The organism is Streptomyces sp. NPDC126499, from assembly GCF_040302485.1.
Taxonomy (GTDB): Bacteria; Actinomycetota; Actinomycetes; order Streptomycetales; family Streptomycetaceae; genus Streptomyces.
Genome location: NZ_JBEOUO010000005.1, coordinates 220,140 through 234,259, shown reverse-complemented (window position 1 = coordinate 234,259; position 14,120 = coordinate 220,140). Strand labels below are relative to the sequence as shown.

Genomic DNA, 14,120 nt, shown 5'->3' with positions numbered 1-14,120 from the left:
ACCCGGCCCACCTCCGGAGGACATCCGTGCACAGACAACCACCCCGAGCCCGACGACTGCGCACCAGGAAGGCGCTCGCCCTCCTCACCGTCGGACTGCTCGCCCTCGGCGCCCCCCAGGCCCTGGCGGCCGAACCGGACACCACGGCCGGCACCACCGCCGCGGCCGAGCAGTTCCAGCAGGTCACCCTCGCCAAGGGCGCCGCCGAGGTCGGCGAACCCATGTCGCTGGCCGTGCTCCCCGACCGCAGCGTCCTGCACACCTCCCGGAACGGCGAGCTGCGCCGTACCGACGCCGCGGGCAACACCACCGTCGTCGGCCGCGTCCCCGTCTACACCCACGACGAGGAAGGCCTCCAAGGCATCGGCCTCGACCCCGACTTCGCCCGCAACCGCGCCATCTACCTCTACTACGCGCCGCCGCTCACCACCCCCGCAGGCGACGCCCCCAACGAAGGCACCCCCGCCGACTTCGCGCCGTACGACGGCGTCAACCGGCTCTCCCGCTTCACCCTGAACGCCGACTTCACCCTGGACAACGCCAGCGAGAAGAAGGTCATCGACATCCCCGCCACCCGCGGCATCTGCTGCCACGTCGGCGGCGACATCGACTTCGACGCCCAGGGCAACCTCTACCTGTCGACCGGCGACGACTCCAACCCCTTCGCCTCCGACGGCTTCACCCCCATCGACGAACGCCCCAGCCGCAACCCCGCCTACGACGCCCGCCGCACCTCCGGCAACACCAACGACCTGCGCGGCAAGATCCTGCGCATCAAGGTCGCCGAGGACGGCTCCTACACCGTCCCCGCCGGCAACCTCTTCGCCCCCGGCACCGACCGGACCCGGCCCGAGATCTACGCCATGGGCTTCCGCAACCCCTTCCGCTTCAGCGTCGACAAGACCACCGGCGTCCTCTACGTCGGCGACTACGGCCCCGACGCCGGCGCCGCCGACCCGCTGCGCGGCCCCGCCGGACAGGTCGAGTTCGCCCGCGTCACCAAGCCCGGCAACTACGGCTGGCCCTTCTGCACCGGCAACAACGAGCCCTACGTCGACTACGACTTCGCCACCAAGACCTCCGGCGCCGCCTTCGACTGCGCCGCCCCCAAGAACGACTCCCCGCACAACACCGGACTCGTCGACCTGCCACCCGCCGAACCCGCCTGGATCCCCTACAACGGCGGATCCGTACCCGAGTTCGGCAGCGGCTCCGAATCCCCCATGGGCGGCCCCGTCTACCGCTACGACCCCGCCTCCACCTCCCCGGTGAAGTTTCCCGAGTCCTACGACGGCGACTTCTTCGCCGGCGAGTTCGGACGACGCTGGATCAAGCGCATCGAACACGGCGCCGACGGCACCGTCCAGTCCATCAACCCCGTGCCCTGGACCGGCACCCAGGTGATGGACATGTCCTTCGGACCCGACGGCGCGCTCTACGTCCTCGACTACGGGACCGCCTGGTTCGGCGGCGACCACAACTCCGGCCTCTACCGGATCGAGAACGCCACCGACGGCCGCTCCCCGGTCGCCGAGGCGAGCGCGAACAAGACCTCCGGCGTCGCACCCCTCAGGGTCGCCTTCTCCTCCGCCGGAACCACCGACGCCGACGGCGACGCCCTCACCTACACCTGGGACTTCGGCGACGGCGGCACCTCGACCGCCGCCCACCCCACCCACACGTACCGCAAGAACGGCACCTACACCGCGACCGTCACCGCCAAGGACCCCTCGGGCCGCACCGGCTCGGCCTCCGTCCGCGTCGTCGTCGGCAACACCGCACCCAAGGTGACCCTCGAACTGCCCGCTGACGGAGCCTTGTTCAGCTTCGGCGACGAGGTGCCGTTCAAGGTGACCGTCACCGACCCGGAGGACGGCGCCACCGGACCGATCGACTGCGCCAAGGTCAAGGTCACCTACATTCTCGGCCACGACAGCCACGGCCACCCCGTCACCACCGCCCACGGCTGCACGGGCACCATCAGGACCGACTCCGACGGCGGCCACGACGACGACGCCAACATCTTCGGCGTCTTCAACGCCGAGTACACCGACGGCGGAGGCGGCGGCCAGGCCGCCCTCACCGGCAGCGACCAGGCCAAGCTCCAGCCCCGGCACCGCCAGGCCGAGCACTTCGACCGCCAGACCGGCATCCGTACCTACGACAAGACCCAGGCACACGGCGGCCGTACCGTCGGCGACATCCACGACGGCGACTGGATCTCCTTCGCGCCCTACCAGCTCGCCGGATCGACCAGGCTGACCGCCCGCGTCTCCTCCGGCGGCGCCGGAGGCTTCCTGGAGGTCCGCACCGGATCACCCACCGGCACCCTCCTCGGCTCCGCGGCCGTCCCCGTCACCGGCGGCTGGGAGACCTTCCAGGACGTCGACGTGCCCCTGCGCAACGTACCGCGCCGCACCACCGAACTCTTCCTGGTCTTCAAGGGCGGCGCCGGAGCCCTCTACGACCTCGACGACTTCACCCTCTCCGACACCCCCGTCGACCGCACCGCCAAGCGCGTCCTCGTCTTCTCCCGCACCGCCGGCTTCCGCCACGACTCCATCCCGGCCGGCATCACCGCCCTCAGGGAACTCGGCGCGGGCAGCGGCATCACCGTCGACGCCACCGAAGAGCCACGCCAGTTCACCACGAACAACCTCGCCCGCTACGACGCCGTCGTCTTCCTCTCCACCACCGGCGACGTCCTCGACGCCGACCAGCAGACCGCCTTCGAGAACTACGTGGCCAACGGCGGCGGCTACCTGGGCGTCCACGCCGCCGCCGACACCGAATACGACTGGGAGTTCTACGGCGGCCTCGTCGGCGCCCACTTCCACTCCCACCCGCACATCCAGCCCGCCACCGTCCGCGTCGAGGACCACGACCACCCCGCCACCGCCCACCTCGACGGCACCTGGCAGCGCACCGACGAGTGGTACAACTACCGCACCAACCCGCGCGGACAGGCCCGCATCCTCGCCACCCTCGACGAGACCAGCTACAGCGGCGGCACCATGAAGGGCGACCACCCCATCGCCTGGTGCAAGTCCTACGGCGGCGGACGGTCCTTCTACACCGGCGGCGGCCACACCAAGGAGTCCTACACCGAACCCGCCTTCCGGCAGCACCTCCTCGGCGGACTGCGCTACGCCACCGGCCAGGTCAGCGCCGACTGCCGGCCCCAGACCGGCTACCGCACCCTCTTCAACGGCGAGACCAGGGAAGGCTGGAAGCAGGCGGGCCCCGGCGGCTTCGACGTCGTCGACGGCGAACTGCGCTCCACCGGCGGCATGGGCCTGCTCTGGTACCAGGCCAAGGAGTTCCGGTCGTACTCCCTCACCCTCGACTGGAAGGTGGACGGCGACGACAACTCCGGGATCTTCGTGGGCTTCCCCGCCTCCGACGACCCCTGGTCGGCCGTCCACAACGGCTACGAGATCCAGATCGACGCCAGCGACGCCCCCGACCGCACCACCGGCGCCGTCTACGGCTTCAAGTCCGCCGACCTCCAGGCCCGCGACCAGGTCCTGCGGCCGCCCGGCCAGTGGAACAGCTACGAGATCCGGGTCCGGGGCGAACGGCTCCAGGTCTTCCTCAACGGCGTGAAGATCAACGACTTCACCAACACCGACCCGGCCCGCAGCCTCGCCGACGGCCACATCGGCCTCCAGAACCACGGAGCCGAGGACCAGGTCTCCTTCCGGAACATCCGCGTCAAGGAGCTCGCCACCTAGCGGCTCCCCACCGGCCGGCGGCGGGCGGGGAGGCGCCGTACCCCCCGCCCGCCGCCACCCCTCCCCATGCGTTCCCCATCGGTCGTCCGTCCCGAGGAGGCAGCCGTGCCCACCACCCCCGCGCGCACAGGAGTCTGGCTGATCGGAGCGAGAGGCTCCGTCGCCACCACCGTGGTCGCCGGCTGCGCCGCCGTCACCGCCGGACTGCACCCGCCGACCGGCATGGTCACCGAGACCCCGGCCTTCGCCCAGGCCGGACTGCCCCCGCTCGGCTCCCTCGTCTTCGGCGGCCACGACACGGCCACCTGCCCGCTGCCCCAACGCGCCGAGGAACTCACCGCCGCCGGCGTCCTCCCACCCGGCCTCGCACCGGCCGTCACCGCCGAACTCGCCGCCGCCGACGCCCGCATCCGCCCAGGCGGCCCCCTGCCCGGCGACACCCGGAACGACGACGAACTGATCTCGGCCTTCGCCACCGACCTGACGAACTTCCGCATTGGACTGGACCTGGAGCGGGTGGTCGTGGTCAATGTAGCTTCCACGGAGCCGGCGTCGGGGGGCGTCGGGCTCCCACCGAGCTCCCTCTACGCCGCGGCCGCGCTCCGCACCGGCTGCCCGTACGTGAACTTCACCCCGTCCACCGGGCTGCGCCACCCGGCCCTGGCGGCCGACCTCGCCGCCGGCCGCCTGCCGTACGCCGGCCAGGACGGCAAGACCGGACAGACCCTGCTCCGCTCCGTGCTCGCCCCGATGTTCCGGCAGCGGTCCCTCACCGTACGGGCCTGGTCCGGCAGCAACCTCCTCGGCGGCGGAGACGGCGCCGCCCTCGCCGACCCGGCCGCGGCCGCCGCCAAGAACGCGGGCAAGGAACGCGTCCTCGACGAGATCCTCGGCCCCGGCGTCGAAGGACAGGTCCACATCGACGACGTCCCGGCCCTCGGAGAGTGGAAGACCGCCTGGGACCACATCGCCTTCGACGGCTTCCTCGGCTCCCGCATGGTCCTCCAGACCATCTGGCAGGGCTGCGACTCCGCCCTCGCCGCGCCCCTCGTCCTCGACCTCGCCCGCCTCACCGCCCGCGCCCACGCCCGCGGCCTCACCGGCCCCCTGGAACCCCTCGCCTTCTACTTCAAAGACCCCGACGGCACCCCACCGACCGCCCTCGCCGACCAGTACGCCGAACTGTTGGCGTTCGCCGACCGGCTGGGGGAGGACGACCGGTGAGCGGGGAAGGGGACGCCCGGCTGGGCTCGCTGCGGGCGCGATGGGGCTGGCCGGCGGGGCCCGCCGGGCGGTTGACGGAGGGGGGTGGCGGGACGGGGCCCGCAGACCACACGGCGCGGCCCGGCGAGCGGGGGGCACCGGCCGGGCGGTCGACGTCGTCGGCCCGCGCGGGGCGGCCCGGCGAGCGGGGGGCGGATGGTGCGCCGGGCCGGGGCGCCGCGTGGGTGCCGGGGCTGAGGGGGGCGGGGGCGGTCGTGCGCGGTGCGGGGGCGGTCGTGCGTGGTGCGTGGACCGCTGCCGGCGGTGCGGGGTCGGTTGTACGTGGTGCGGGGTTGGCCGTTCGCGGTGCGGGGACCGCTGCTGGCGGTGCGGGGTCGGTCGTACGTGGTGCGTGGACCGCTGCCGGCGGTGCGGGGTCGGTTGTACGTGGTGCGGGGATCGCTGCCGGCGGTGCGGGGTCGGTCGTACGTGGTGCGGGGTTGGCCGCGCGCGGTGCGGGATCCGCCGTACGCGGTGCGCCTGACGTTCCGGCCGGGGTGGGGGAGGCCCGGGCGGGGGAGGCCCGGGCGGGGGACGCCCGGGTGAGGGCGACGGGCGCCCGGAGGGACCGGGTCGGGGCCTGGGCGGAACTGCTGCGGGTGTCGGCGCTGGCCACGGTGCCGGGGGACGCGCTCGCCGGAGCTGCGGCCCTGGGGGCCCGGCCGAACCGGGGCACGCTCCTCGCGATCGGGGCGTCCTTCTGCCTGTACGAAGCCGGGATGGCCCTCAACGACTGGGCCGACCGCGAGGAGGACGCCCTCGACCGCCCCCACCGCCCGCTCCCCTCCGGCCGCGTCCGCCCCGCCTCCGCCCTCGCCGCCTCCGCCACCCTGACCCTGGCGGGCCTCGCCCTCGCCGCCCGCGCGGGACGGACCCCGCTCGCCGTGGCCGGAACGCTCGCCGCCACCGTCTGGTCCTACGACCTCCACCTCAAGCACACCCGCCTCGGCCCCGCCGCCATGGCCACCGCCCGCGCCCTCGACCTGCTCCTCGGCGCCACGGCGACCGCCTCCCGCCACACCCTCCGCCCCGCCGCCGGGCCGCCTCGAAAGGACCCGCGCCCTGGCACGGCGCCGCCACCGGCCGCCGTCATGCCGACGGGTCGCCGGTACGGCGGCGGGCTCCGGGCCCTGGGCTCGGCGCTGTTCCTCGGCGCCCACACCTACGCCGTCACCGCCGTCTCGCGGCACGAGACCCAGGGCGGCTCGGCGACCGCCCCCGCCGCCGCGCTCACCGTCACCTCCACCCTCGCCGCGGCGGCCGGCAGCGGCGGGTCGCCGCTCGCCGCGGTGCTGGCGGCCGACTACGCCCGCACTCCCGCCCCCTTCCTTTTCCACGCCGTCCTCAACCCCTCGCCACCCCTCACCCAACGGGCCGTCGGCGCCGGCATCCGTGCCCTCATCCCGCTCCAGGCCACCCTCGCCGCCCGCGCCGGCGCCCCGGCGACGGCGCTCACCGTCCTCGCCCTCGCCCCGCTCGCCCGCGCCCTCGCCCGGAAGGTGAGCCCCACATGACCGCCCCCACGGCCCCCAGTGCCCCTACCGGGCCCACCGGCATCCCTGCGATGCCGCGCCCCGGCTCCGGCCCGACCGGCTCCTCCACCCCCACGGCCCCCACCGGCACCCCCGTCGTGTCGCGCCCCGGCTCCGGCCCGACCGGCTCCACCGCCCCCACGGCCCCCACCGGCACCCCCGTCGTGTCGCGCCCCGGCTCCGGCCCCACCGGCCCCACCGGCCCCACCGGCCCCACCGGCCCCACCGGCTCCACCGGCCCCATCGGTCCCTCCGGTTCCCCCGCCCCCGCCCCCCTCCCCACCCCCACCCCCACTCCCACTCCCACCCACCCCCGTCTTGGCTATGGAACCAACGGCCTCACCGACCTCCGGCTCGACGACGCCCTCGCCCTCCTCGCGGACCTCGGCTACGACGGCGTCGGGCTGACCCTCGACCACATGCACCTCGACCCGCTCGCCGACGACCTGCCCGCCCGTACCGCCCGGATCGCCCGCCGGCTCGACGCGCTCGGGCTCACCGTCACCGTCGAGACCGGTGCCCGCTACGTCCTCGACCCGCGCCGCAAGCACGGCCCGTCCCTCCTCGACCCGGACCCCGACGCCCGCGTCCGGCTCCTGCGCACCGCGCTCCGCGTGGCGGAAGACCTCGGCGCCCACGCCGTCCACTGCTTCAGCGGCACCACCCCCGAGGGCACCGACACCCCCACCGCCTGGCAACGCCTCGCCGCCACGTTCGGCCCGCTTCTGGAGGCGGCCGCCACCGCCCGCGTACCGCTCGCCGTCGAACCCGAACCGGGGCACCTCCTCGCCACCCTCGACGACTTCCACCACCTCCGCGGCCTCCTCGGCGGTCCGGACCCGGCCGTCCTCGGCCTCACCCTGGACCTCGGCCACTGCCAGTGCCTGGAACCCCTGCCCCCGGCCGACTGCCTGCGCGCCGCCGCGCCCTGGATCCACCACCTCCAGATCGAGGACATGCGGCGAGGCGTCCACGAACACCTCCCGTTCGGCGACGGTGAGATCGACTTCGCTCCTCTCCTCGCCGCCCTCGCCGAACTGACCGCCGCCGGCTACCCGGGCCTCACGGTCGTCGAACTGCCCCGCCACTCCCACGCCGGCCCCGAACTCGCCCGCAGCTCCCTCCTCTTCCTCCGCTCCCACCTCCGCCAGGAGGCCCCCGCATGCTGACCGACCCCGCCCGCGCCTGGCTCACCGCCGCCGTCACCGACGCCACCGCCCGCGCCCCCGTCTGGGAGACGCACTTCGCCGCCGCCGGCCGGCACTGCGGCCAGGAGCAGGCCGACACCGCCCGGCTGCGCCTGCTGACCGCGGCCCGCGCGGACGCCCCGACCCTGTCCCGCCTCTACCGGCACGGCAGCTCCGCCGAACGCCGCGCCGTCCTCCTCGCCCTGCCCTCCCTCGTCCCCGGACCCGAGGCCCTTCCGCTCGTCGAGGACGCCCTGCGCAGCCACGACACCACCCTCCTCGCCGCCGCCCTCGGCCCCTACGCAGCCCGCCACCTCCCGGCGCACCTGTGGCGGCACGCCGTCCTCAAGTGCCTGTTCACCGCCGTACCCGTGGACACCGTCGCCGGGCTCGCCCGGCGCGCCGCCGGGGACACCGAACTCGCCCGGATGCTCCGCGACTACGCCGCCGAACGCACCGCCGCCGGCCGGCCGGTCCCCACCGATCTGCACCGCGTGCTCGCCCTCACCGAGGAGTCCTGATGCGCATCTTCGACCCCCACATCCACATGACCTCGCGCACCACGGACGACTACCGCGCCATGTACGACGCGGGCGTCCGCGCCGTCGTCGAACCCTCCTTCTGGCTCGGCCAGCCCCGCACCTCGCCCGCCTCCTTCCTCGACTACTTCGACTCGCTCCTCGGCTGGGAGCCGTTCCGTGCCGCCCAGTACGGCATCGCCCACCACTGCGCCCTCGCCCTCAACCCCAAGGAGGCCGGCGACCCCCGCTGCGTGCCCGTCCTCGAGGCGCTGCCCCGCTATCTGGCCAAGGACCACGTCGTCGCCGTCGGCGAGATCGGCTACGACTCCATGACCCCCGCCGAGGACCACGCCCTCGCCGCCCAGCTCCAGCTGGCCGCCGACCACGGGCTGCCCGCGCTCGTCCACACCCCGCACCGCGACAAGCTCGCCGGACTGCGCCGCACCCTCGACGTGGTCAAGGAGTCCGCCCTCGACCCCGGCCGGGTCCTCCTCGACCACCTCAACGAGACCACCGTCAAGGAGGCCTCCGACAGCGGCGCCTGGCTCGGCTTCTCCGTCTACCCCGACACCAAGATGGACGAGGCCCGCACGGTCGCCGTCCTCAAGGCGCACGGAACCGAGCGCGTCCTGGTCAACTCCGCCGCCGACTGGGGGCACAGCGACCCCCTGAAGACCCGCAAGGTCGGCGACGCCATGCTCGCCGCCGGCTTCACCGAGGACGACGTCGACCAGGTCCTGTGGCGCAACCCCGTCTCCTTCTACGGCCTCAGCGGCCGCCTCCGCCTCGACCCGCCCGCCACCGGCAGCGGCGGCCTCCACGAAGGCAACTCGATCCTCCGCGGCGGGGAATGAGAGGAGCCGGCCATGCGCTTCCGCCACCCCGACGGCTCCACCGTCCACCTCGCCTACTGCACCAACGTCCACCCCGCCGAAACCCTCGACGGGGTCCTCGCCCAGCTCCGCGACCACTGCGAACCCGTCCGCCGCCGCCTCGGCCGCGACCGGTTCGGCATCGGACTCTGGCTCGCCCACGACGCCGCGAGCTCCCTGGTGTCCGACCCGGCCGCCCTGCGCACCCTGCGCGCCGCCCTCGACCAGCGCGGCCTCGAAGTCGTCACCCTCAACGGCTTCCCCTACGAGGGCTTCGGCGCCGCCGAAGTCAAACACCGCGTCTACCAGCCGGACTGGACCCGCCCCGAACGCCTCGCCCACACCACCGACCTGGCCCGGCTGCTCGCCGCCCTGCTGCCCGACGACGTCACCGAGGGATCCGTCTCCACCCTCCCGATCGCCTGGCGCACCCCCTTCGACACCCGCGCCGCCGACCTCGCCCACACCGCCCTCACCACCCTCGCCGAGCGCCTCGACGCCCTGGAGGAACTCACCGGACGCTCCGTACGCATCGGCCTCGAACCTGAACCCGGCTGCACCGTCGAGACCGTCGCCGACGCGATCGCCCCGCTCACCGCCGTCGCCAGCCCCCGCATCGGGATCTGCCTCGACACCTGCCACCTCGCCACCTCCTTCGAAGACCCGCACACCGCCCTCGCGGCCCTCACCGCCGCCGGCATCCCCGTCGCCAAGGCCCAGCTCTCCGCCGCCCTGCACGCCGAACACCCCCATCTCCCCGAAGTCCGCCGAGCCCTCGCCGCCTTCGACGAACCCCGCTTCCTCCACCAGACCCGCACCCTCACCGCCGCCGGCCTGCGCGGCACCGACGACCTCCCCGAAGCCCTCGCGGGCGCCGCCCTGCCCGACTCCACCCCGTGGCGCGCCCACTTCCACGTCCCCCTGCACGCCCCGCCCGAGCCGCCGCTCACCTCCACGCTCCCCGTCCTGCGCGACACCCTCGCCCTGCTCGTCGGCGGCCCCACCCCCCGCACCCGCCACCTGGAGGTCGAGACCTACACCTGGCAGGCCCTCCCGCCCGAGCGGCGCCCCCGCACCCGCGCCCGGCTCGCCGACGGCATCGCCGCCGAACTCACCCTGGCCCGCGACCTGCTCACCGACCTCGGCCTCAAGGAACTCCCATGACGCCCACCCCCCTCCTCGTCCTCGACGTGGTCGGCCTCACCCCGCGGCTGCTGCCCCACATGCCCCACCTGCGAGCCCTGGCCCGCGACGGCTCCCAGGCCGCCCTGTCCACCGTCCTGCCGGCCGTCACCTGCACCGCCCAGACCACCTTCCTCACCGGCACCCTGCCCTCCGAACACGGCATCGTCGGCAACGGCTGGTACTTCCGCGAACTCGGCGACGTCCTGCTGTGGCGCCAGCACAACGGCCTCGTCCACGGCGACCGCCTCTGGGACGCCGCCCGCCGCGCCCACCCCGGCTACACCGTCGCCAACATCTGCTGGTGGTACGCCATGGGCGCCGACACCGACGTCACCGTCACCCCGCGCCCCGTCTACTACGCCGACGGCCGCAAGGAACCCGACTGTTACACCCGGCCCCCCGAACTCCACGACGAACTCACCACCGCTCTCGGCACCTTCCCCCTCTTCCACTTCTGGGGCCCCGGCGCCGACCTCGTCTCCAGCCGCTGGATCATCGACGCCACCCGCCACGTCCTGCGCACCCGCCGCCCCGACCTCGCCCTCGCCTACCTCCCCCATCTCGACTACGACCTCCAGCGCTTCGGCCCCGACGACCCGCGCTCCCACCGCGCCGCCGCCGCGCTCGACGCCGCCCTCGCCCCGCTCCTCGACACCGCCCGCGCCGAGGGCCGCACCGTCGTCGCCCTGTCCGAGTACGGCATCACCCGCGCCGACCGCCCCGTAGACATCAACCGTGCCCTGCGCCGCGCCGGACTCCTGGAGGTGCACACCCAGGACGGCATGGAGTACCTCGACCCCATGGCCTCGCGGGCCTTCGCCGTCGCCGACCACCAGATCGCCCACGTCTACGTCCGGCGCCCCGCCGACCTCGACGCGACCCGCGAGGCCCTGGCCAAACTCCCCGGGATCGACCGGCTCCTCGACGACACCGGCAAGAAGGAACACGGCCTCGACCATCCCCGCTCCGGCGAACTCGTCGCCGTCGCCGATCCCGACGCCTGGTTCACGTACTACTACTGGCTCGACGACGCCCACGCCCCCGACTTCGCCCGCACCGTCGACATCCACCGCAAACCCGGCTACGACCCCGCCGAACTGCTCATGGACCCGCTCGACCCGTACGTACGGCTCAGGGCGGCCACGGCACTGGCCCGCAAGAAGCTCGGCATGCGCTACCGCATGGCGGTCGTGCCTCTCGATCCGTCAGCTCTTCGCGGCAGCCATGGCCGCCTCCCCGCGAGCGAGGACGAAGGTCCGCTCATCGTGTGCTCCATCCCCCGCGCCATAAGCGGCCGCGTCGCGGCCACCGATGTGAAAGCCCTGCTGCTCGGGCTCGCGGGTCTCTCCTGACCCCGGCCCGACCCGTACGACCAGTAGAGCAGACGAAACAGACGACAAAGGAGTTATCCACAGATGAGCCGCACCCGCCGCACCCCGTCCGCCTCCGGCAGGAACCCCGCCGACCCCGAGCTCTCCCACCGCCTCAGCAGACGCGGCATGCTCGGCGTCGCCGCCGGCGCCACCGCCGCCGCCCTCCTCGGCACCACGGCCACCCCCGCCCAGGCCACCGCTCCCGCCCCCGCCCCCGACGCCGCCGAGGACGGCCGGGGCCACGGCCGCCCCGTCCTGCCCGCCGGCCGCCTCGGCATCCAGCTCTACTCGCTGCGGGACAAGGTCTCCACCCTCGGCTTCGCCGCCGTCTTCGCCGAGCTCCAGCGCTACGGCTACGACGAGGTCGAGTTCGCCGGCTACACCCAGGGCACGGCCGGCCCGATCACGCTCGCCGAGCTCAAGCGCCTCACCGCCGACCACGGACTGCGCGGCATCGGCGGCCACGTCGGCTACTACTCCGCCGACCCCAAGGCCTACACCTTCGCCCAGAACCTCGACCGCGTCCTCGACGACGCCGCCGCCCTCGGCCTGCCGCACATCGGCACCGCCTCCGGGCCCTGGCGCTACGGCGCCACCGTCGACGGCTGGAAGCGCTGCGCCGAGGAGTTCAACCGCTTCGGCGCCGCCGCCAGGGCGCGCGGCATGAAGTTCTACCAGCACAACCACTCCGAGGAGTTCTCCTTCGCCACCGACCGCCCCGACGTCCGCCTCTACGACGTCCTCCTCGCCGAGACCGACCCCGAGCTCGTCCACCTGGAGATGGACGTCTACTGGGCCTACGTCGGCCAGTACCGCTACTCCCGACGCCCCGACGGCACCCCCGCCCCCTTCGACCCCCTCGACTACGTGCTCGCCCAGCCCCACCGCTACCCGCTCTTCCACGTCAAGGACGGCGAGCGCGACGACTCCGCCGCCCCCTACGGCTACCGCATGACCGACGTCGGCGACGGCGACATCGACTACCGGCGCTTCATCTCCGAGGTCACCCGCACCCACCACGGCCGCCCCGGTCACCACTGGCAGGCCGAACGCGACAACCCCGTGGACTCCCTCTCCTTCGCCCGCCGCTCCAGCGCCCACCTCCACGCGCTCAGGGAGAAGCGCTAACCGATCCCCTGACGGTCCGCCTCCAGGGCGAAGACCCGGTCCGCGGCCTGCGGCACCGTGCGCTCCACCAGCTCCGTCAGCAGCACACGGTGCCGCAGCAGCGGCTCCCTGCGGTCCTCGGGCACCAGCGCCAGCAGGTCGTCAAGGCCCGCCAGCATCCGCCGCGACACCTGCGGACTGCCCGCCGCGCAGCCCCGGATCTCGGCGAACCCGAGATCCACCAGGTCCACCCACCCCGGCACGTCCTGCACGAGCCGCACCGCCCCGCCGCCGCGCCCGTCCCGGTAGGCCACCGCGCCCAGCGGCCGGTGGGCGAGTGCCGCCAGGAACTCCACGATCCGGTCCAGGCACTGCACCGCCGTCGTCGGATCGTTCACGGCGGGGGACAGGGCCCGCAGGGCGATGTCCGCGAGCTGCCGCGGTCCAAAGCCCAGGTCCTGGTGGAAGGTCCGCTCGATCCCCACCGACACCGAGGACGCGAGCCCCCTCGGCACCGCCCCGCCGTGCACCGCCAGGATCGGCGTCCCCGGCACCACGAAGTCCCCGATCCGGGGCAACAGCCGCAGCACCAGCCCGTGCCGCCGCGCCACCCGCACCAGCCGTGCGACGTGCACGTCCCGCAGCACCCCGGCCCGGCCCCGGTGCACCACCTGCCCCGTCACCGGACCGAGCTCGCAGACCCCGCCCCCGTACCACGGCGTCTTCGCCACCACCCGGAACGACTCCCGGGCGATCCGGTCCACCACGTGCCCGACCCGCATCAGCCGCAGCATGGCGTTCACGTACGTCAGGAAGAGCAGCAGGCTCAGCCCCACCATCGCGAGGGTCAGGATCGACTGCAGCAGCGGCACGGCCGTCACGAGCCGGGGATCGGTCTCGCTCTCGTACGAGGTCAGGACGAGCAGCGACAACAGGAAGGTGGCGAGGAAGACCGAGAGCGTCGCCTTGGTGATACGGCTCCTCACGAAGATCCGCACCACCCGGGGGCTGAACTGCCCGCTCGCCATCTGGACGGCGACGAGGGAGATCGAGAAGACGACACCGATGAAGGTCATCATCGCCGAGCTGACCGTGGTCACGACGGTCTTCGCGTCCTCGGCGATCCCGGCCAGGTCGCCGATCTCGTCGTACGCGCCCTCCTGCCGCAGCGTCTCGACGATCTCCGTGTCCAGAGCCGCGCAGGCCCACCACAGCACGCCGATCGCCGCCATGGCCGCGACCGGCGCGAACCAGAAGGTGTCCCGCAGGTGCTCCCGCAGCGGCGACAGCATCCGCGGCCGGTGGTACACGGGTGACGGGGGAGGAAGAGAGGTCACCCCGCGCAG

The 14,120-nt window shown here is 73.9% G+C and carries 10 protein-coding genes; 9 read left to right on the top strand and 1 reads right to left on the bottom strand.

The genetic code is table 11. The annotated features are described in order from the left end of the window. Positions 1 to 26 precede the first annotated feature (26 nt). The 9 genes from ABTZ91_RS09580 (at position 27) to ABTZ91_RS09540 (ending at position 12,795) form a co-directional block, all read left to right on the top strand. Positions 27 to 3,734, top strand: a complete 3,708-nt coding sequence (locus ABTZ91_RS09580) for a ThuA domain-containing protein (protein ID WP_352076569.1) — start codon at positions 27 to 29, stop codon at positions 3,732 to 3,734. Positions 3,735 to 3,800: 66 nt separating this feature from the next. Further along, a complete protein-coding gene (locus ABTZ91_RS09575; protein ID WP_352076568.1) occupies positions 3,801 to 4,958 on the top strand; it encodes an inositol-3-phosphate synthase in 1,158 nt (385 codons plus the stop codon). Between the two features lie 581 nt (positions 4,959 to 5,539). Then, positions 5,540 to 6,511, top strand: coding sequence for an SCO3242 family prenyltransferase (locus ABTZ91_RS09570; protein ID WP_352076567.1), 972 nt, complete (start codon positions 5,540 to 5,542; stop codon positions 6,509 to 6,511). Positions 6,512 to 6,771: 260 nt separating this feature from the next. Beyond that, entirely contained in the window at positions 6,772 to 7,698 is a 927-nt protein-coding gene (locus ABTZ91_RS09565) for a sugar phosphate isomerase/epimerase family protein (RefSeq protein ID WP_407077930.1), read from the top strand. Then, entirely contained in the window at positions 7,692 to 8,237 is a 546-nt protein-coding gene (locus ABTZ91_RS09560; RefSeq protein ID WP_352076566.1) for an EboA domain-containing protein, read from the top strand. Before ABTZ91_RS09565 ends, ABTZ91_RS09560 begins: the two co-directional genes overlap by 7 nt. Further along, entirely contained in the window at positions 8,237 to 9,091 is an 855-nt protein-coding gene (locus ABTZ91_RS09555; protein WP_352076565.1) for a TatD family hydrolase, read from the top strand. The genes ABTZ91_RS09560 and ABTZ91_RS09555 overlap by 1 nt, the downstream gene beginning before the upstream one ends. Before the next feature lie 12 nt (positions 9,092 to 9,103). Then, positions 9,104 to 10,273, top strand: coding sequence for a metabolite traffic protein EboE (gene eboE / locus ABTZ91_RS09550; RefSeq protein WP_352076564.1), 1,170 nt, complete (start codon positions 9,104 to 9,106; stop codon positions 10,271 to 10,273). Further along, positions 10,270 to 11,646, top strand: coding sequence for a nucleotide pyrophosphatase/phosphodiesterase family protein (locus ABTZ91_RS09545; RefSeq protein WP_352076563.1), 1,377 nt, complete (start codon positions 10,270 to 10,272; stop codon positions 11,644 to 11,646). Before eboE ends, ABTZ91_RS09545 begins: the two co-directional genes overlap by 4 nt. Positions 11,647 to 11,709: 63 nt before the next feature. Further along, the gene (locus tag ABTZ91_RS09540) at positions 11,710 to 12,795 is read left to right on the top strand and encodes a sugar phosphate isomerase/epimerase (RefSeq protein ID WP_352076562.1); all 1,086 of its coding nucleotides are present in this window, start codon (positions 11,710 to 11,712) and stop codon (positions 12,793 to 12,795) included. Here ABTZ91_RS09540 and ABTZ91_RS09535 read toward each other — a convergent pair. Next, positions 12,792 to 14,066 (bottom strand): DUF2254 domain-containing protein, encoded by a 1,275-nt coding sequence (locus ABTZ91_RS09535; protein ID WP_352076699.1) that lies wholly within the window; start codon positions 14,064 to 14,066, stop codon positions 12,792 to 12,794. The genes ABTZ91_RS09540 and ABTZ91_RS09535 overlap by 4 nt on opposite strands. Positions 14,067 to 14,120: the final 54 nt, after the last annotated feature.